General features: G+C 42.2%; 17 protein-coding genes. 3 read left to right on the top strand and 14 right to left on the bottom strand.

The window, feature by feature from the left end; genetic code table 11:
* Positions 1-86 precede the first annotated feature (86 nt).
* From MKY20_RS10405 to MKY20_RS10375, 7 genes are all read right to left on the bottom strand, one after another.
* Positions 87-1,070: an alpha-ketoacid dehydrogenase subunit beta gene (locus MKY20_RS10405; protein WP_019380204.1), complete on the bottom strand. Its 984-nt coding sequence runs from the start codon at positions 1,068-1,070 to the stop codon at positions 87-89.
* Positions 1,071-1,082: 12 nt separating this feature from the next.
* The gene (locus MKY20_RS10400; protein WP_009332878.1) at positions 1,083-2,078 is read right to left on the bottom strand and encodes a thiamine pyrophosphate-dependent dehydrogenase E1 component subunit alpha; all 996 of its coding nucleotides are present in this window, start codon (positions 2,076-2,078) and stop codon (positions 1,083-1,085) included.
* 79 nt (positions 2,079-2,157) lie between these two features.
* Entirely contained in the window at positions 2,158-3,579 is a 1,422-nt protein-coding gene (lpdA, locus tag MKY20_RS10395; protein WP_009332879.1) for a dihydrolipoyl dehydrogenase, read from the bottom strand.
* Positions 3,580-3,593: 14 nt separating this feature from the next.
* Positions 3,594-4,703, bottom strand: coding sequence for a butyrate kinase (buk, locus tag MKY20_RS10390; RefSeq protein WP_009332880.1), 1,110 nt, complete (start codon positions 4,701-4,703; stop codon positions 3,594-3,596).
* Between the two features lie 163 nt (positions 4,704-4,866).
* Complete coding sequence (gene bcd, locus MKY20_RS10385) at positions 4,867-5,961, bottom strand: branched-chain amino acid dehydrogenase (RefSeq protein ID WP_009332881.1); 1,095 nt, start codon at positions 5,959-5,961, stop codon at positions 4,867-4,869.
* 112 nt (positions 5,962-6,073) lie between these two features.
* Positions 6,074-6,976: a phosphate butyryltransferase gene (gene yqiS, locus MKY20_RS10380; RefSeq protein ID WP_009332882.1), complete on the bottom strand. Its 903-nt coding sequence runs from the start codon at positions 6,974-6,976 to the stop codon at positions 6,074-6,076.
* Between the two features lie 207 nt (positions 6,977-7,183).
* Positions 7,184-9,250 (bottom strand): sigma 54-interacting transcriptional regulator, encoded by a 2,067-nt coding sequence (locus MKY20_RS10375; protein WP_251175087.1) that lies wholly within the window; start codon positions 9,248-9,250, stop codon positions 7,184-7,186.
* 154 nt (positions 9,251-9,404) lie between these two features.
* On the opposite strand from MKY20_RS10375, the gene MKY20_RS10370 reads away from it, so the two are divergent.
* A complete protein-coding gene (locus MKY20_RS10370) occupies positions 9,405-9,641 on the top strand; it encodes a DUF2627 domain-containing protein (protein ID WP_019380202.1) in 237 nt (78 codons plus the stop codon).
* A gap of 19 nt (positions 9,642-9,660) precedes the next feature.
* Positions 9,661-9,801: a YycC family protein gene (locus tag MKY20_RS10365; RefSeq protein ID WP_009332885.1), complete on the top strand. Its 141-nt coding sequence runs from the start codon at positions 9,661-9,663 to the stop codon at positions 9,799-9,801.
* 132 nt (positions 9,802-9,933) lie between these two features.
* Here MKY20_RS10365 and spo0A read toward each other — a convergent pair whose 3' ends face one another.
* From spo0A to dxs, 6 genes are all read right to left on the bottom strand, one after another.
* Positions 9,934-10,722: a sporulation transcription factor Spo0A gene (gene spo0A, locus MKY20_RS10360; protein WP_019380201.1), complete on the bottom strand. Its 789-nt coding sequence runs from the start codon at positions 10,720-10,722 to the stop codon at positions 9,934-9,936.
* A gap of 367 nt (positions 10,723-11,089) precedes the next feature.
* Complete coding sequence (gene spoIVB, locus MKY20_RS10355) at positions 11,090-12,379, bottom strand: SpoIVB peptidase (protein ID WP_251175086.1); 1,290 nt, start codon at positions 12,377-12,379, stop codon at positions 11,090-11,092.
* 182 nt (positions 12,380-12,561) lie between these two features.
* A complete protein-coding gene (recN, locus tag MKY20_RS10350) occupies positions 12,562-14,244 on the bottom strand; it encodes a DNA repair protein RecN (protein WP_251175085.1) in 1,683 nt (560 codons plus the stop codon).
* Between the two features lie 475 nt (positions 14,245-14,719).
* A complete protein-coding gene (gene ahrC / locus MKY20_RS10345) occupies positions 14,720-15,169 on the bottom strand; it encodes a transcriptional regulator AhrC/ArgR (RefSeq protein ID WP_009332889.1) in 450 nt (149 codons plus the stop codon).
* A 267-nt stretch (positions 15,170-15,436) separates the two neighbouring features.
* Positions 15,437-16,279, bottom strand: a complete 843-nt coding sequence (locus tag MKY20_RS10340; RefSeq protein ID WP_251175084.1) for a TlyA family RNA methyltransferase — start codon at positions 16,277-16,279, stop codon at positions 15,437-15,439.
* A gap of 3 nt (positions 16,280-16,282) precedes the next feature.
* Positions 16,283-18,175 (bottom strand): 1-deoxy-D-xylulose-5-phosphate synthase, encoded by a 1,893-nt coding sequence (gene dxs, locus MKY20_RS10335; protein WP_019380196.1) that lies wholly within the window; start codon positions 18,173-18,175, stop codon positions 16,283-16,285.
* Between the two features lie 162 nt (positions 18,176-18,337).
* On the opposite strand from dxs, the gene MKY20_RS10330 reads away from it, so the two are divergent.
* Positions 18,338-18,496, top strand: a complete 159-nt coding sequence (locus MKY20_RS10330) for a hypothetical protein (RefSeq protein ID WP_019380195.1) — start codon at positions 18,338-18,340, stop codon at positions 18,494-18,496.
* A gap of 63 nt (positions 18,497-18,559) precedes the next feature.
* Here the strand turns inward: MKY20_RS10330 and MKY20_RS10325 are convergent, their stop codons facing one another.
* On the bottom strand, positions 18,560-19,450 hold the full coding sequence (locus tag MKY20_RS10325) for a polyprenyl synthetase family protein (protein ID WP_009332892.1): 891 nt from the start codon (positions 19,448-19,450) through the stop codon (positions 18,560-18,562).
* Positions 19,451-19,452: the final 2 nt, after the last annotated feature.

The raw sequence follows: 19,452 nt of genomic DNA, 5'->3' as shown, positions 1-19,452 counted from the left end.
TGCAGCTAGTACAGCTGATCCGGTATGAATTCCAGCCGGAAAGCTGCACCATCTGCTCTTTCCATTTTTATTAACTAATGCCTTTATTAAAATTCAGCCAATTCGCGCATTGCTTTTTCTACTTTATCAGGGTTAACCATAAAGTATTTTTCCATAGTCGGGGCGTAAGGCATTGCTGGCACGTCAGGACCGGCAACGCGTTTGATTGGTGCATCCAATTCAAACAGGCAGTTCTCTGCAATAATGGCAGAAACTTCGCTCATAATGCTGCCTTCTTTATTATCTTCAGTAAGAAGAAGCACTTTTCCTGTTTTTGTCGCAGCTTCGATAATTGCTTCTTTATCTAACGGATATACCGTCCTTAAATCAAGGATATGCGCTGAGATGCCATCTTTGGCAAGTCTTTCAGCAGCCTGCAGTGCGAAATGAACGCATAGGCCATAAGTGATCACAGTGATATCTTCACCCTCGCGTTTTACATCCGCTTTTCCGATTGGCAGCACATAATCATCATCAGGAACCTCACCCTTAATCAGGCGATATGCACGCTTATGCTCAAAGAACAGTACAGGATCCTCGTCACGGATTGCCGCTTTCAATAATCCCTTAACATCATAAGGCGTAGAAGGCATAACAATCTTAAGTCCCGGCTGATTCGCAAATACTGCTTCGACAGATTGGGAATGGTATAGTGCTCCATGAACACCGCCGCCATATGGTGCACGAACAACGATCGGACAGCTCCAGTCATTGTTGGAACGATAGCGGATGCGTGCTGCCTCAGAAATAATCTGGTTAACCGCCGGCATTATAAAGTCGGCAAATTGCATTTCAGCAATCGGGCGCATTCCATACATCGCTGCACCGATTCCAACCCCTGCAATTGCTGATTCAGCAAGCGGAGTATCAATTACACGGTCTTCGCCAAATTTATCATACAGTCCTTGTGTCGCTTTAAACACGCCACCTTTTTTACCTACGTCTTCACCTAAAACAAATACCTTTGAATCTCTTTCCATTTCCTCGCGGATTGCCATAGTTACCGCATCGATATAAGAAATTACAGCCATATTCTCTCCCCCTTACTGTTCAGCATAGACATGCTTTAAAGCAGATTCCGCTTCTGCATATGGAGCGTTTTCAGCATAATCAGTTGCTTCGTTTACCAATTTCATAATCCGGTCATTAATTTCCTTTTCAATCGCATCATCCATTACACCATTTTCTTTCAGGTATGCGCCAAAAGTAATAATCGGATCTTTTGTTTTCGCTTCAGCCACTTCATCAGGAGCACGGTAGCTTCGGTCATCATCATCAGATGAGTGTGGTGTTAAACGGTATGAAATGGTTTCGACCAATGTCGGCCCTTCTCCGCGGCGGCCTCTGTCCGCTGCTTCTTTCACAGCTTTATAGACTTCAAGCGGATCGTTTCCATCAACTGTTATACCTGGCATACCGTAGCCGATAGCTCTGTCAGATACGTTTTCGCAAGCAAGCTGTTTTTCAATCGGTACAGAGATTGCATATTTATTATTCTCACACATAAAGATAACAGGGAGCTTATGAACACCTGCAAAGTTCGCACCTTCATGGAAGTCCCCCTGGTTTGAAGAACCTTCACCAAAAGTTACAAAGGTTACCAGATCTTTTCCTTCCAGCTTTCCGCCAAGAGCAACTCCAACAGCATGAGGCACCTGTGTAGTAACAGGTGAAGAGCCCGTTACGATTCGGTTTTTCTTTTGACCGAAATGTCCTGGCATTTGGCGGCCGCCTGAATTTGGATCTTCGGCTTTAGCAAACCCTGACAGCATTAATTCCTTGGCTGTCATGCCGAACGTAAGGACTACTCCCATGTCGCGATAATATGGCAGGACATAATCCTTCTCGCGATCAAGTGCAAATGCAGCACCTACCTGAGCAGCTTCCTGTCCCTGGCAAGAAATAACGAAAGGGATTTTTCCCGCGCGGTTTAAAAGCCACATACGCTCATCAATACGGCGAGCTAATAGCATCGTCTCATACATTTCAAGAACTTTCTCATCACTTAAACCTAAATCTTTATGTCGGTTTTCAGCCATTTATACAACCTCCTAAGCTAATATGTATCACCGGGCTCCCAAAAGAAGCCTGGACTTTTCTGTTTATTCAATTGGAACTTTATCCGTGGATAGCTTTTCCATCAACTGCAAGGGCAGCTTCACCGATTGCTTCAGATAACGTCGGATGAGGATGGATTGTATGTGCTACTTCCCATGGAGTTGCATCAAGAACACGGGCCAGACCTGCTTCTGAGATCATGTCTGTAACGTGCGGGCCTATCATATGGACACCCAGGATATCATCGGTATCCTTATCTGCCACAATTTTCACAAAACCGTCGGATTCACCAAATACCAGTGCCTTTCCGATTGCCCGGAATGAGAACTTGCCCGTTTTGACATTATGGCCTTTTTCTTTTGCTTCATCCTCTGTTAATCCTACACTTGCCGCTTCAGGTGAACTGTAAATGCATTTAGAAACCAGGCTATAGTCAATTGGAGAAGGATTCTTGCCGGCAATGTGCTCAACGGCTACGATTCCTTCATGAGAAGCAACATGAGCCAGCTGAAGGCCGCCAATGACGTCACCAATCGCATAAATATGGGATTCCTTTGTCTGGAAGTATTCATTTGCTAAAATAAATCCCTTTTCTATCTGAATGTCAGTATTTTCAATGCCAATACCCTCTGTATTTGCCTGACGCCCCACTGAAACAAGCAATTTCTCGGCGGAGAATTCCTGCTGAGATCCTTTCACTTCAGCTGAAATCGTAACTCCGTCGCCTTTCTGAAGGGTTTCAGGAAGCACTTTTGCTCCTGTTACAATTTTGACTCCCTTTTTCTTCATAAGGCGCTGCATTTCTTTTGAAATTTCTTTATCTTCCGTAGGTATAATGCGGTCAGCATATTCGATTACTGTTACCTCAGCACCAAAGTCTGATAACATAGATGCCCATTCGATGCCGATGACTCCACCGCCAACAATTATAATGGAGCTTGGCACTTCTTCCAAAGCTAAAGCCTCATCCGAAGTCATTACAAGTTGTCCATCAATGTCCAATCCTGGCAGAGTACGAGGACGTGATCCAGTTGCTACAATAACATTTTTAGGGATCAGCATTTCATTTTCGTCCCCATTGTTCATTTCAACAGAAATTGTGCCTGGCATCGGAGAGAAAATAGATGGTCCAAGTATGCGGCCTGTTCCTTCGAATACATCAATCTTGCCTTGCTTCATCAAGTGCTGAACACCTTTATGAAGCTGATCAACGATTTTATTTTTTCTTTCCTGTACCTTATTGAAATTGATGGATACATCACTTGTCACTACGCCAAAATCTTCACTGTGCTTTGCGGTAGCAAACACTTCAGCACTTCTTAATAAAGCCTTGCTTGGTATACAGCCTTTATGAAGGCAAGTACCTCCAAGTTTTCCTTTTTCAACGATTGCCGTTTTTAAACCAAGCTGTGAAGCACGGATGGCAGCTACATAGCCGCCTGTGCCTCCGCCTAAAATCACCAAATCATATTCCTGTGCCAAATTGCTTCCCCCTTCTATTTCAACGCTGCTTTGTCAGCTTTTTTTCCAGGATATTCTTTTTCAGTCTCTTCACCGCGGAGTACACGAAGAGCACCTTCAGCGAGTGCCTGCAGTTCATTTTCACCAGGCTGTACGATGACATCTGCAATCCAGTTAATCCGTTCACTGATTTCGTTTACAAAGTCCTTGCCATAGGCAAGACCCCCTGTAAGGATGATGGCATCAACCTTTCCGCCAAGCACTGCACTGGCAGATCCGATTTCCTTAGCCACCTGATAAGCCATTGCGGAGTAGACAAGCTTTGCTTTCTCATCTCCGCTTTCAATCATCTTTTCAACCTTTACTGCATCATTTGTTCCCAGGTAACCAACGAGACCGCCTTGTCCAACAAGCTTTTTCATCACTTCTTCACGATAAAAGCTTCCGGAGTAGCAAAGTCCCACCAAATCACCGGCAGGTACTGTACCTGCCCGTTCCGGACTGAATGGCCCGTCTCCATGAAGTCCGTTATTAACATCCACCACTCTGCCTTTTTTATGAGCACCTACAGTTATACCTCCGCCCATATGCGTAACGATTAGGTTAAGCTCCCCGTACTTTTTGCCAAGTTCTTTGGCTACTCTCCGGGCAACAGCTTTCTGATTCAAGGCATGGAAAATACTTTTTCTTTCTATCATTGAAAAGCCTGAAATTCGGGCAATTGGATCCAATTCATCAACCACCACCGGATCGACAATGAACGAAGGAATATTTAAACCAGAAGCAATCTCATATGCCAGTATTCCGCCAAGGTTTGAAGCATGCTGACCAGCAAAACCGGCACGAAGATCCTCTAGCATTGCATCATTAACTGAATATGTGCCTCCTTCAATCGGTCGCAGCAGCCCCCCGCGGCCGCACACTGCACTTAATTTGGAGATATTGATTCCTTCGTGATCCAATGTTTCCAGAATGGTCTGCTTTCGGAATTCATATTGATCGATAATACTTTCATAAGAGTTAATGACATCTGCATCATGGCGCAATGTCTTCTCCAGGACAGAGATCTCATTATCGAAAACTCCAATCTTAGTTGAAGTGGATCCCGGATTGATGACGAGAATTCGATGTTCTTGTTCTAGCACGTTTAAACCTCCATAAAGAGCGGAAATCTCCCTTGTAAAAGTATACTCTTACTCAGGTACTATTAACTGCCGCCGAATTTTTTCTACTCTGTTTTTAAAGGCAAAGACGCTGAATATTCCATTCAGCGCTTTGCATTTCAGGAAAGTTACTCCTCCCTAAAGCTTATCTGCGGCTTAGAATATGATGGCCATTTTGGAGGAATTGTCCGCGTGAATTACGCATTCTTTCAATTCTTTCCTCAACCATGCGGTCAGCCGCTTTATATGTCGGAATTCCATCCCTTTTAGCAATCTCAATAACTTTTTCAATATTATTGTATACAGTTTCAACTTTTTTCATTGCTCGTTCACGGTTGTATCCGTACAGCTCATCCGCAACATTAATAACTCCGCCTGCATTAATTACATAGTCAGGAGCATAAACGATGCCCATCTCATGAATTAAATCACCGTGGCGTGTTTCTTTAAGCTGGTTGTTGGCAGCTCCAGCGATTACTTTTGCTTTCAGCTGCGGGATTGTATCATCATTAACTGTCGCACCTAAAGCACAAGGAGCATAAATATCACATTCAACTCCATAAATTTCATTTGGTTCAACTGCTTTAGCACCGAACTCTTCAACTGCACGCTGAACTGCTTCTTTATTAATATCCGTAACAATCAGCTGTGCACCTTCTTCATGCAGATGGCGGCAAAGATTGAACGCAACGTTTCCAACTCCTTGAACAGCAATTGTTTTGCCTTCAAGAGAATCAGTTCCGAATGCCGCTTTTGCTGCAGCCTTCATACCTCTGTATACGCCATAAGCTGTAACTGGTGAAGGGTTGCCGGAAGAGCCGAACGCAGGTGAAATTCCTGTTACATAGTCTGTTTCCTCATGAATCAGGTCCATATCAGCTACTGTAGTACCCACGTCCTCAGCAGTAATGTAACGTCCATTTAAACCTTGGATATAGCGTCCGAATGCACGGAACATTTCTTCGTTTTTATCTTTGCGCGGATCGCCGATAATAACTGTTTTACCGCCTCCAAGATTTAAACCAGCTGCTGCATTCTTATATGTCATGCCGCGTGCAAGACGCAATGCATCCTCAATAGCAGCTTCTTCAGATTCATAAGTCCACATGCGTGTACCGCCTAGTGCTGGGCCTAAAGTGGTATCATGAATAGCAATAATAGCTTTTAATCCTGATTGTTTGTCCTGGCAAAACACCACTTGTTCGTAATCATAAGTTTCTAGGTATTTGAAGATTTCCATGTTATAATTCCTCCCCGGATTCTTTAAAAGTAATATGTTCGTTTTGTTAAAAAAAATTTAATTTACGATTTATAAAATACTGAATGAATTAATTTCTTTCTTTCAGAGCCCATTACTTTGCTGAGCATATCGCTAAAGCAAGGGAATAAACCTTGCTTTCTGCCGAATCTGCTCTTGAAGTAAGAACGATCGGCGCTTTGGCACCTGCGATAACAGCTCCTACTTTTGCTTTCGCAAAGTAGACAAGTGATTTATATAAAGTATTCCCAACTTCTATAGTCGGCACCAATAAAATATCTGCCTGTCCGGCAACTTCACTTTTGATCCCCTTATGTTCAGCCGCTTCAAAAGAAATTGCATTATCCAAAGCCAGGGGACCGTCGACAAGACAATCTTTTATCTGGCCCCTTTGGTTCATAAGAGTTAATGCTGAGGCATCCAGAGTTGCCTGCATAGCAGGATTAACAACCTCTACTGCAGCAATCGGGGCTGCAAGAGGCTTTTCTATTCCTATGCTCCTTGCAATTTCAACTGCATTTTTCAGGATTTGTGCTTTTTGATTGAGGTCCGGTGCAATATTCATTGCTGCATCAGTGACAATCGTAAATCGTTCAAAACCTGGAACCTCAAATACCGCCACATGTGATAAAACATTTCCTGTTCTTAAGCCGAATTCTTTATTTAAGACAGCTTTTAAAATACCTGCCGTCGGGATATTTCCCTTCATCAGCACATTGGCTTTCTGCTCTTTTACAGCCCTTACTGCCAATTCTGCAGCATATGCAGGCGATTCTGCATGAAGGATTTCAAGCTTAGGGCTTTCAGCTGCTGCGCTATGGTTCCGATTTATGATTTCGCGGATTTTTACTTGATCCCCAAATAATAAAAAGCTTGCTAAGTTCAGCTTAATTGCTTCAGCAACTGCTTCGAGAACTTCTTCGTCTTCCGCTGCGGCTACGGCTACTGTTTTCTCACCATATTGGGTTGCTTTCGTTAGAAGCGAATCCAATTTCATCTGTTCAACCCCCTTACTAGAAAAGCGCGCGCCTCGCCCTCCCACGGCACCTCGCGGGGCAGGCTGATTGTGCTAGACAATTACCGGCGCCTTTTTCTTGATGTCCATCCGTTTATTATACCTGCAAGAAGTGTGCCAACTTAAAATTACTGTGAAAACGCTTTATTCACTGAGTTAAAGTGCGCAATTAATTGCACACTGTGAAATTTATTGCATGCCATCTTTTGCAATATCGTATTTCTCCAATTTATAGTAAAGATTCCTGACAGAGAGTCCAAGCGATTTAGCAGTCTTGGTTTTATTTCCATCCAGCTTGTGAAGTGTTTGTCTGATCATTTTTGCCTCATATTGCTCTACCAGCTGAGTTAATGTTTTAGTTTGTGCTTCTTCACTTTTTTCAACACTTGGAGACGGCTTATTGGCACCTATCAAATCCGGAATATGCCTTTCCTCTATATCTGTTTCGTTGTAATTCATAAAAATAATGGCTCTGCCGAGGATATTATCAAGTTCTCTCACATTTCCCGGCCAATCATAGGCCATTAGTTTATTAACTGCTTGTTCTGTTACACCTTCTACATTCCGTCCATATTCCTGGTTGATCTTTTGAATAAGCCTGCTGCATAGAAGAGGAATATCCTCCTTTCTGCGTCTTAATGAAGGAATATGTATAGGCATTCGATTCAGCCTGTAGTATAAGTCTTCCCTGAAAGTGCCGTCTGCAATTCCTTTTTCTAAATTCACATTGGTCGCAGCAATAACTCGAACATCTATTGAAATGGGCTTGGTCCCTCCCACTCTTGTAATTTCATGTTCTTGAAGAACCCTGAGCAGTTTCGCCTGAGTGTTAGCTGTCAGCTCGCCAATTTCATCCAGAAAGATACTGCCTTTATCAGCTTCCTCAAACAAACCCCGTTTGCCGCCTCTTTTTGCTCCTGAGAACGCCCCCTCTTCATAACCGAATAATTCGCTTTCCAGAAGAGACTCTGATAATGCTGCGCAATTAACCCTGATAAACTTGTTATATTTTCGGTCGCTGGCATTATGTATAGCGTGGGCGAACAATTCTTTGCCTGTCCCTGACTCTCCTCTTAGCAAAACGGTAGCTGGAGTTTTAGCCCCGAGTCTTGCCTGTTCAATTGCAAGCTTCATCTCTTCAGATGATCCAATAATATCCTCGAATGAATATTTCGCTTCCAATGTACGGATAATCTGTCTTGCCCGGCTTAATTCACGATTCAGATTCTGAATTTCCGATACGTCGTGAATAACTCCCACACTTCCTTTTAACTTTCCATCAACAATGACAGGCGCAACATTTACAATAACATCCTTTCTTTTCGGTCCGACCCTCATGGCCACACCTCTCATTGCCCTTCTCGTTTGAAGAACCTTCATATGCACACTTTCACCTTCGGAAATATCAGCTGTGGCAGGCTTCCCGATCACTTTTTCTTCTTCAAGGCCTGTTAGCCTCGAATATGCCGGATTGATCAAAATCCCTTTCCCATTTTCATCAACCACAGAAATGGCTTCTTCACTTGATTGAATAATCGCCTGAAGCATTGTCTGTATCTCTTTCAAATTCGTAATTTCTTCCGCAAGCGAGACTACTTCTGTTATATCCTTAAAAACAGCAAACGCACCCATTAATTCGTTATTTTCTCCAAGCATCGGTATTCTTGTCGTAATAATTTTCAGGCCATTTGCCAAAGTCATTTCCTGATTCGCTTCAATTCTCCTTGTTGCCATAACTCTGGGAAGCATGCTGTCTGTAATGACTTCATTAATTTTTTTCCCTAAAGCGTCTTTCCTCTTAATTCCTGTCATTCTCTCCGCACTTCGATTAAAGACTGTAATCTCACTAAAGTTGTTGATTACAATCATACCGTCATCAGTCGAATTAAAAATCAAATCATGCTTATACGTTTCATTTCTGAATTTTGAAATCAGTTCTTCCTTTTCTTCAAGTAATTTCGCGATTAAGAAAGCTACACTTCCAGGAATCAGGACCGTATTTTTGCTCCTGGCTTCCCTGATGTCGATAAACACCTGTTCATTTCCGGTAACTTCAATAATGATATCAATATCCTGATCCATAAAATAACGCCAATCAGTGCCAATCGGGATGCCGCTTTCTTTGGCAATCCGAAGTCCTTCAGCACCCGGATTAATGTCCACCATAGCTTTTACATCCAGAACAGCCGTTTCCTTTATAATTTTAAGGATGGCCGTACCGCCTTTACCTGCACCGACAATCATTACTGTTTGCATTTTTCTACCTGCTTTCATTGAAAATTCTTGCACGCTTGACATTATTCCGTGCAACATTCTTCATGAATTTATTTTAGCACAGCAGCGGTACTTGACAAATTTATTTAATGATTTATGATTTCGATAGGTAATTCGATTTGAAGGGAATTTTTTTATGATTAGACTAATTGCTTTATTAATTTTACTCCTGCCAGGCATATTGGCTGTCTATGGGATAAAATTAATGAGAGATATGGTCTTTGGCATCCTGCAAAGCCCATTTCCATATTTATGGCTTCAATTTGTTTCAGGTTTCCTTTTCTTAATCATAGGTCTTGGCTTTATCGCAGGATTTATTCTTTATCGCGATCGAAAGAGAAACAAAGTTCAGGAACGATTTAAAACCAAATAAGTTAGTGGGGGGATAAAAAGTGAAGCCGCTGCAGTTATCACCGGAAACAGCATTAAAGCTTGCTGAAAAACTAAATCTTCCTCTTGAGCAAATCATGCACATGCCTCAGCACATTTTGATTCAAAAGATGATGGAGCTTGAGAATGAAGAAAAGAAATAAATTAATAAGTTCAGTTTGAAAAATTTCAAACTGAACTTTTTTGTTTCCGCTGAATTTTGAGGACAATAAAAAAACGCCCCATAAGGAGCGCAGCATAAAAAATAAATGATTTTGTTATAAGTCCTTACCCTTTCAAGAAGCTTTGTGCTCCAGACGCAGCTTATCTGCAACCATTGCAATGAATTCCGAGTTGGTTGGCTTTGCTTTTGTCATGCTGACTGTATACCCAAAAAGAGAGGAAATGGAATCAATATTACCGCGGCTCCACGCAACTTCAATCGCATGGCGGATTGCACGCTCCACACGGCTTGCAGTAGTATTAAACTTCTTAGCAATATCAGGGTACAGCACTTTTGTAATGGAACCGAGAAGTTCTATATCGTTGTATACCATTGAAATGGCTTCACGGAGATATAAGTATCCTTTAATATGGGCAGGAACGCCAATTTCATGGATGATGCTGGTGATGCTGGCATCCAGGTTCTTAGGCTTTGCTTCTCCCTGAGGACGGTAAGATTGAGCGGGTTTGCGGAGAAATGAATTCGATTTTCCGCTGACTTGGCGTATATGACTTGCCAAATTGTCCATGTCAAATGGTTTAAGGATAAAGTATGAGGCTCCCAAATCCACTGCCTTCTTGGTAACATCCTCCTGTCCGAATGCAGTGAGCATGATTACATTAGGGAGTGTTTTCAAATTTAAATCTCTCATTTTTTCGAGTACAGCAAGTCCATCCAAGTGAGGCATGATGATATCCAATACAAGAACGTCGGGCTGTGTATGCTCTAATATTTCGAGGCAATCCTGTCCATTATGTGCCACACCGGCAACTTCCATGTCTTCCTGAGAAGATATATATTCCTCTAAAAGCCCGACCAGTTCCCTATTATCATCCACAACACAAACTTTTATTTTCTTCACTTACTTTCCTCCTCGGTCCAATTATGGTCTCTTTAATAAATGTTCATTTTCGAACATGCTCTTTTTGATATCTATTTTCTATTCTAAATGAGAAATTCGACAATGCAACAAAAATTCCTCTACTTTTTTGAAATTTTCTTAAAAAACCAACTAAACCTCATTTATTCTTTTGTTTTCTTCTGTTTTCGACCGATTTCGTCATACTCTTTACAATCCGTGTTTCTTTGTCGAAAATTCTTTATTTTCATTTTAACATAACTATTTTACTCATAGTTTTTGTTTAGCCTATAATGCGGCCTGTTTTTTCACTGCAAGAGCAGTAAAAAAAAGACGGGTTTAACCCGCCTTTTTTAAGATCCATTCAGTATTAGGATGCTTTTTCTTCAGCTTTTTCATATATATCAATACCTGCTTCATTTAACATCCATTCAATATGAACACCATATCCTGAAGTAGGGTCGTTTACAAATACATGGGTCACTGCTCCAATAATCCTGCCATCCTGGATAATCGGGCTTCCGCTCATCCCCTGGACTATGCCGCCTGTTTTATCAAGCAGCTTCTGATCCGTCACTTTTATGACCATTCCTTTTGTTGCCGGAAACTTCTGCGGAATCGTACTGACAATTTCAATATCGAACAATTGTACTTCGTCATTGTCGACCACAGTTAAAATTTGGGCAGCGCCCTCTTTGACTTGATGAGATAAGGCTATAGGCATCGGTTTGTCAAAAATTCCGTTCTTCATATCCCGGTTTAATTCCCCAAATATTCCGAATGGACTATTTCTGACAATATTCCCGATTATTTCTTTATCTGAAGAAAATCGTGCAAGTTTTTCACCAGGATTGCCATTGCTTCCTTTTTCAATTGAAGTAACAGTTGATCGGACAATTTGCCCGTCTTCAACCACAATTGGCTTCTTTGTATCCATATCGGAAATAACATGGCCGAGTGCTCCATATTTTTTCGATTCCGGGTGATAGAAGGTCATCGTCCCAATACCTGCTGCAGAGTCACGTATATATAATCCAAGCTTATAGGTTTCTTCCCCGTTTTCTTTCAAGGGTGTCAGCTCTGTTTTCACCTTTCCGCTTTCACGGCTTACGATAATTTGGAGCGGATTGCCGCTTTTGCCAGCTTCTTGAACAAAGGGAGCAACATCTGACATTTTTTCTATTTTCGTTCCATTGATTTCTGTAATGATATCTCCAATTTTTATGCCGGCCGTTTCGCCAGGCGAAGCTTTTCCTTCAGCCGTATTAACCTGATGGTGTCCAACTACTAACACGCCTACTGTATTCAGTTTAACCCCAATCGATTGGCCTCCTGGAATAACTTTAAAATCTTTTAAGATGTTAACATCAACTTTCTTTATCGGAAAACCTGCCAGTTCGAGAAGCATTTCATTTTTTCCATTTTCTTTTGCATGAAGCGAAATCGAATGGTTATCTTCTTTAAGTGAAACACTTGTATTATCTATGGACAGTCCGGCCGACACTGCTTCTGCCTTTGCAATGTCCAGCTGCTGCCCTTCAAAAAGAGTAATATTTGCAGGTACTTGCAAATATTCCTGAACAGGCTTGGAAAAACCTAAAGCAATTAATGAAACAAGGAGAATTCCACCAATTATTTTGCGTAAAACATCATATGTCAAATTTTTCACTCTCCTCGCTTCTAGTCCATCCACGTCAAATGGCTACATCTTTAATTTTGCCTGCATTGAGGGCATTTATAACAGCCATTCACATAAAAAAAGCTATCCTGCTTTGGATAGCTTTTCAAGGTATTAGATCTGATAGCGCCGCTGGCGGGAACAGACCTTATAATGGATCAAAATTACTTTAGCTGATTAGCCAGGTGCAGCAGCTCTTTCGCATGCTCTTTTGTTAAATCAGTAATTTCCACCCCGGAAATCATACGGCCGATTTCTTTGATTTTCTCATCTTCAGTGAGCGGTTTTACTGTTGTTTTTGTCCGCCCATCCTTTGTGTTTTTAGCAATAAATAAATGAGTATCTGCCATGGCCGCAACCTGAGGAAGATGAGAGATGCACAGAACCTGTGAATCCACGGAAACGTGATGAATCTTTTCCGCGATGGCTTGTGCAACCCTGCCGCTCACGCCTGTATCCACCTCATCGAAAATAATACTTGTGACACCCTGATGCTTTGAAAATATGCTCTTTAAAGCAAGCATGATTCGGGACAATTCACCGCCTGATGCAATTTTAGACAGCGGCTTAAGCGGTTCTCCCGGATTGGTGGAAATGTAGAACTCAGCCCTGTCAATTCCGTTTTTCAGGAAGACTTCGGAATCAGAAAAGAATCTGACCTCAAAGACTGTCTTTTCCATATATAATTCCTTAAGCTCTTTGTGAATTAACTTGGTAAGTTTAAGGGCAGATTTTCTGCGCAGCTTGCTCAATTCTTCTCCTTCAACCAGAAGGTCTTTTTTCAGGGCAGCAACTTCCTTTTGCAGCTTATCAATATGGGTTTCTTTATTTAGCAGGGTTTCAATTTCTTCTTCTATCTGTGCAGCGTATTCCAGCACTTCTTCAACCGTTTTTCCATATTTTCTTTTCAACCCATTAATTTCATTCAATCTGCTTTCTATCTCATTAAGTCTTTGGGGATCATATTCCATAAAGTCCATTTCATTGCGGAGTGATCTCGCTGCATCTTCAAGCAAATAAAAACTGTTTGCCACATTTTCCGCTATTTCTTTATAGGCGGGGTCCAGTTCCGCGGCATCATTCATATAGCCCATAACCATTCCGATCCAATCAAGCCCTTTTTGTTCTCCTTGAAGGGCATTATAGCCTGACTGAAGAGAATCAAAAATACGTTCAAAATTGGAAAGCTTTCTTTTTTCTTCAATCAAATCTTCATCTTCGTTCAATTTAAGCTGAGCAGATTGAATTTCATCCAGCTGAAATTGAATTAAATCAAGCCGGTGCGCCATTTGCTGTTCATTCTCACTTAAATTTTTAAGCTTTTTCAGTGTGTTTTCATATAACCTGTAGATATCCTGGTATTCAGTTAAAGCAGCGGATAATTTGGATCCCCCAAACTGATCGAGGAGAGGAAGATGAAAGGTTTCATCCATTAATTCCTGATGTTCGTGCTGGCCATGTATATCAATAAGGGAACTTCCGATTTCTCTCAATACAGATATAGTGACAAGTTTTCCGTTCACTCTGCAGACGCTTTTCCCTGTCTTTGATATATCCCTGCGGAGAACAATCATTCCATCTTCAATCTCTATCCCAAATTCAGCAGACCGTTTATAGCAAGGATGTTTAAGATCATCCAGGATAAAAAGCCCCTCAATTTCAGCCTTATCCTCACCATGGCGGACAAATTCTGCAGATCCCCTGCCTCCAGCCAGCAAGTGAATGGCATCGATAATGATGGACTTTCCCGCCCCTGTTTCACCAGTTAAAACAGTTAAGCCCTTTTCAAATGAGACAGAAAGGGCTTCGATTATGGCAAAATTTCGTATGGATAATTCGTTTAACAATCATATCACCTCTTAAGAAAAGCGCAAGCGCCTTGCCCAACCCCGACAAGCACATGACGTGCCTCCCGGAAAGGCGTTATTTGCCTTTTTGGGGGCTTGCTTGAAATGTGAAGGCGACTGCCCTTTCAAGGAATGCAGACTAAAAGCGCCACGTCCTATGGCAACGTCTGCATGACCCGTACACTTCCAAAAGCTTCCGCTTTCGGTCGTGCGATGTTTATGCTGACGAAGCTTTCCTTGTCCTGCGGGCCTCAGGCATAAGACGGTTCTTGTAAGAAGGCGTTTCTTCTGTAAGGAAACGGCTTAGATCTGAGAGTCTCTAGGAGCCGCAACTAGACAAGCTTGTGACCTCGATGGGGCAGTCTCTGGAGCTAGGCAGTTATCTAACTTCAGTATTCATACATTCTTATCTTTTAAGAAACACGATGAACACCAGCCTATCGGCATAAGCGACGGCGCTCGGAGCTTGAAATATCTACAGCATTTCAAGAAAACGGTTTGAAATTGCTTCTGTATCTTCTGGGGTTTTGCATATGATCAGGCATGTGTCGTCCCCGCAGATTGTCCCCAGAATCTCTTCCCAGTCAAGGTTATCAATAAGTGCGCCAATAGCCATGGCATTGCCCGGGAGAGTCTTCATTACAAGGAGATGTCCTGCAGTATCCACTCTGACAAAGGCATCCATTAAATTTCGTTTAAGCTTTTGCAGCGGATTGAAGCGCTGGTCCGCTGGAAGACTGTATTTATATCTTCCGTCCATCAAAGGAACTTTTACCAGATGAAGCTCTTTAATATCTCTTGAGACAGTCGCCTGAGTTACATTAAACCCGGCGTTTTTCAATTCATCCACCAGGTCATCCTGTGTTTCAATATCGTTATTTGTAATAATCTCCCGGATTTTAATATGTCTTTGCCCTTTATTCATTTTTTCACCTCTATAATCAGCCGCTTAACAGCGGGCAGAAAAAAATTAATTTAAAGTATTTTGTACTCTAATGTTAGCTGATTTTCTCAATAAAGTACAATTTTCCCGTATATTATTTATTATTATTCGTTCAAACTCGACAAATTCCTTTAAGAAAAGCGCAAGGGCCATTCCCACCCGAAACCTTCGAAGGGCAGGCTGCTTGCGCTGGATAGTTCTCGAAGCAGACATTATATATCCTTTTTAAAAAGAGGAACAGGCATCAGCCTATTCCTCTTCTCTAACCTTCGTTTTCAGTTCGGCGTGGGCTTCTTTAACAACTTCATCTGTCTGGGCTTTAAGAAGGTTTTCTCCTTCCTCTCTGCTGCCTGACCAATACAGATGGAGGAGAAATTCTATGTTGCCGTCTCCGCCTGTAATGGGTGAATAGGAAACGTCCTTGACATCATAACCGAGGCTCAGTGCAAATCCGATAATTTTATCAAGCACTGCTTCATGTACTTTAGGATCTCTGACAATCCCCTTTTTCCCAACCTGTTCCCGTCCAGCTTCAAACTGGGGTTTCACTAGGGCAACTGTGTCACTGCCCGGAACAAGCAGCGTTTTTAATACAGGCAATATAAGCTTTAGAGAAATGAACGAAACATCAATGGAAGCAAAATCAGGCATACCGGCTGAAAGATCGGCAGGGGTTACATACCGGAAATTGGTCCTTTCCATTACAACTACTCGTTCATCCTGCCTTAATTTCCAGGCAAGCTGATTATATCCGACATCTAATGCATATGACAATTTGGCGCCATTCTGCAGGGCACAATCTGTGAAGCCCCCGGTTGAGGACCCAATGTCAAGGAGGATCTTGCCTTCGATTTCTAAATTAAAAACTTTTAGAGCTTTCTCAAGCTTCAAGCCTCCCCGGCTGACATAAGGCATGACCTTCCCCTTTAAAGTAAGCGGAATGTCCGCACTAACCTTCTCGCCCGGCTTATCCATCCTGCTTTCATTGCTGAACACCAGGCCGGCCATAACGGCTCTTTTCGCTTTTTCTCTTGTCTCAGCAAGACCTCTTTCAACTAATAAAACGTCTAATCGTTCTTTCTTTGTTTTCATTTTTTAAGCCCTTTTTTGTTTTTTTCTTGCCAGTTTTCCCATTCTCTCAACAACATCTTCTGAAGTCATGCCGATTTCTTCTAATAGTTCATTTACACTGCCATGCTCAATAAATTTATCAGGTATCCCCATACGGTCGATTTCCGCATGATGGAAGCCATGTTCGTGAGCATATTCAAGAATTGCACTGCCAAAGCCACCCTGCAGCACAGCTTCTTCTATAGTGAGAATTGGCATATTGGCTGTGAACAATTCATGCAGCATCTTTTCATCAAGCGGCTTAATAAACCTTGCATTAATGACTTTAATGGAGTGTCCCTGTTTCTCCAGGATTTGTGCTGCCTTCAAAGCCATTGGAATGGTTGTCCCAAAGGTTAAAATCGCTCCATCATTGCCATCGAGCAGAACTTCCCATGTTCCAATTGGAATTGGCTTAAGTTCTGTGTCCATAGGTACTCCTATGCCATTTCCGCGCGGGAAACGCATTGCGATAGGGCCATCATTATATTCTATAGCTGTTTTTACCATATGCTGGCCTTCATTTTCATCTTTTGGCATCATCAATACCATATTCGGCAAATGCCTTAAAAACGCAATATCGAATACACCCTGATGGGTTTCACCATCTGCACCCACAAGTCCTGCCCGGTCTATTCCGATAAATACATTCAAGTTCTGGCGAGCAATATCGTGTACCACCTGGTCATAAGCACGCTGCAGGAAAGTAGAATAAATTGCAAGAAACGGCTTCATGTTTTGGGTTGCCAGCCCGGCAGCTACCGTTGCTGCGTGCTGTTCAGCAATACCAACATCGTACATCCGATCCGGAAATTCACTTGCAAAGCCTTCAAGCTTCGAGCCAACAGGCATTGCAGGAGTAATTGCAACGATTCTTTCATCTTCTCTCGCAAGCTTCCTGACGGTTTCCGAGACAAGCTTGCTCCATGCTGGCGGTGTACTTGCAGGTTTCAAAAAGTCGCCTGTTTCCATTTTATAAGGTCCCGTACCATGCCATGTGCCAACCCGGTCGCTTTCTGCAGGGTGATAGCCTTTTCCTTTTTTCGTTATAACATGGAGGAGCACTGGGCCTTCTGTTTTCTTAGCATAAGCAAGGTTCTCGAATAAGGCTTCATAGTTATGCCCATCGACAGGTCCCAAATAGGTAAAACCTAATTCTTCGAAGAACATGCCTGACACAAACAGATACTTTAGGCTATCTTTCAGTCTTTCAGCAGTTGAGGCCAACTTTCCGCCGACTGCCGGAACCTTTTTTAATAAATATTCAAGTTCATCTTTCACCCAATTATACTTGCCTGCAGTCCTTAACCTTCCAAGTACATTGTGAAGAGCACCAACATTAGGTGCAATTGACATTTCATTATCATTTAATATGACAATCATGTCCTTTTTTTCATGACCGATATGGTTTAAGGCTTCTAAAGCCATTCCGCCTGTTAATGCACCGTCCCCAATTACTGGAATGACATAATTGTTCTCTTTTTTCAAGTCTCTGGCAATAGCCATTCCCATTGCTGCAGATAAAGAAGTGGAGCTGTGCCCCGTTTCCCATACATCATGCTCGCTTTCAATCATTTTCGGAAAACCGCAAAGACCTTTATATTGTCTTAAAGTATCGAATTGACACGCACGGCCCGTAAGAATTTTATGGACGTAAGACTGATGTCCGACATCCCAAATAATTTTATCCTTCGGACTGTCAAAACATTTATGCAATGCGACAGTCAGCTCAACAACTCCAAGATTAGGCCCAATATGCCCCCCGGTGCCTGAAAGCTTTTCTATTAGAAAAGTGCGGATATCCTGACTCAAACTTTCCAATTCTTTATTCGAGAGCCCTTTTAAAAAGGAAGGGTCTTTAATTGATAACAGATCCATACTGCGGACCACTCACTTTCGTTTCTTATTCATCCGTTTTCTTTTTACGTAATGTTAGGCAGTGTTTGTATAAGCCTAAACAAAACAAGCCTATTTATTACAGCGTCTAGCCTGTCTAAAAGATAGTATCTTAAGATTACCTTATTACAGGAGATTTTCCAAATGCTTTTCATATTAAACAGCTTTAGTCTTGATGGTGTCTCTTCCGCTGGCCAATGCATCCACAGGAAAAAAAGTGCAAGCTTCTCCAGCAGCAATTCCTATGATACCAAAATATACACATTGAAGACCATCATTTTATTAAACAGCAAATGCCGCTGATACAAAAGTACAGCGGCAAGACCATCGTTTTTCTAATTCATTTTTGGCACCCTGACTTCCGATTTAGTGATCCCTGTTTGCAATTAGATCTGTTATTTCTTCGAGCAGCTCTGTTTGAAGGCCTGTTTCCCTCAGCTTTTCTTTTGCAGATCTGATATGTTCTTCAAGCGCCTCTTTCGCCCCGCTCATTGAAAGAAGAGATGGATAAGTACTTTTATCTTTTGATTCATCACTGCCTACAGGCTTCCCGATTATCTCCTCTGTCCCTTCAAGGTCGAGGATATCATCCCTGATTTGAAAAGCCAGTCCCAGGTGATAGGCAAATTTAGATAGAGCCTGAATTGTTTCCTGACTGGCATTTGCCAAAATTGCTCCTGATACAACACTGCATTCCAGCAGTTTGCCCGTTTTGTGCACGTGGATGTACTCAAGATCCTCTAAGCCCAGCTGCTTGCCTTCCCCTTTAATGTCTGCTGCCTGGCCGCCTACCATCCCCTCAGCACCGGAAGCTTTCGACAGCTCTTTAATTAAAGAAAGCTTTGTTTCAGCAGAAGCAAATTCGTCAGGCGTTTCCGCAATTGTTTGGAAGCTGTATGTAAGCAAGGCATCGCCTGCCAGGATGGCGAATGCTTCTCCAAATACTTTATGGTTCGTCGGTTTGCCTCTTCTTAAGTCATCATTATCCATGCTTGGCAAGTCATCGTGAATGAGCGAATAAGTATGGACCATTTCAATCGCCGCCGCAGTCCACAGCCCTTTCGACGTATCCTCGCCAAAAGCAGCCAATGAAGCAAATAACAGCATTGGCCTTATCCGCTTTCCTCCGGCTTCAAGTGAATACAGCATTGATTCCTTGACCTCAGGAGGAGCATTTAATTTATGTACGTAATCCTTTAAATGAATTTCCAGTTTCTCTTTATGCAGTTCAGAGAAAGAACTTAAGGATTGATGCAAAA

Source organism: Cytobacillus sp. FSL W8-0315 (assembly GCF_038002905.1).
Lineage (GTDB): Bacteria > Bacillota > Bacilli > Bacillales > Cytobacillaceae > Cytobacillus > Cytobacillus pseudoceanisediminis.
Note: the sequence above shows the minus strand (reverse complement) of the source record. Positions and strands in the feature narration are given on the sequence as shown.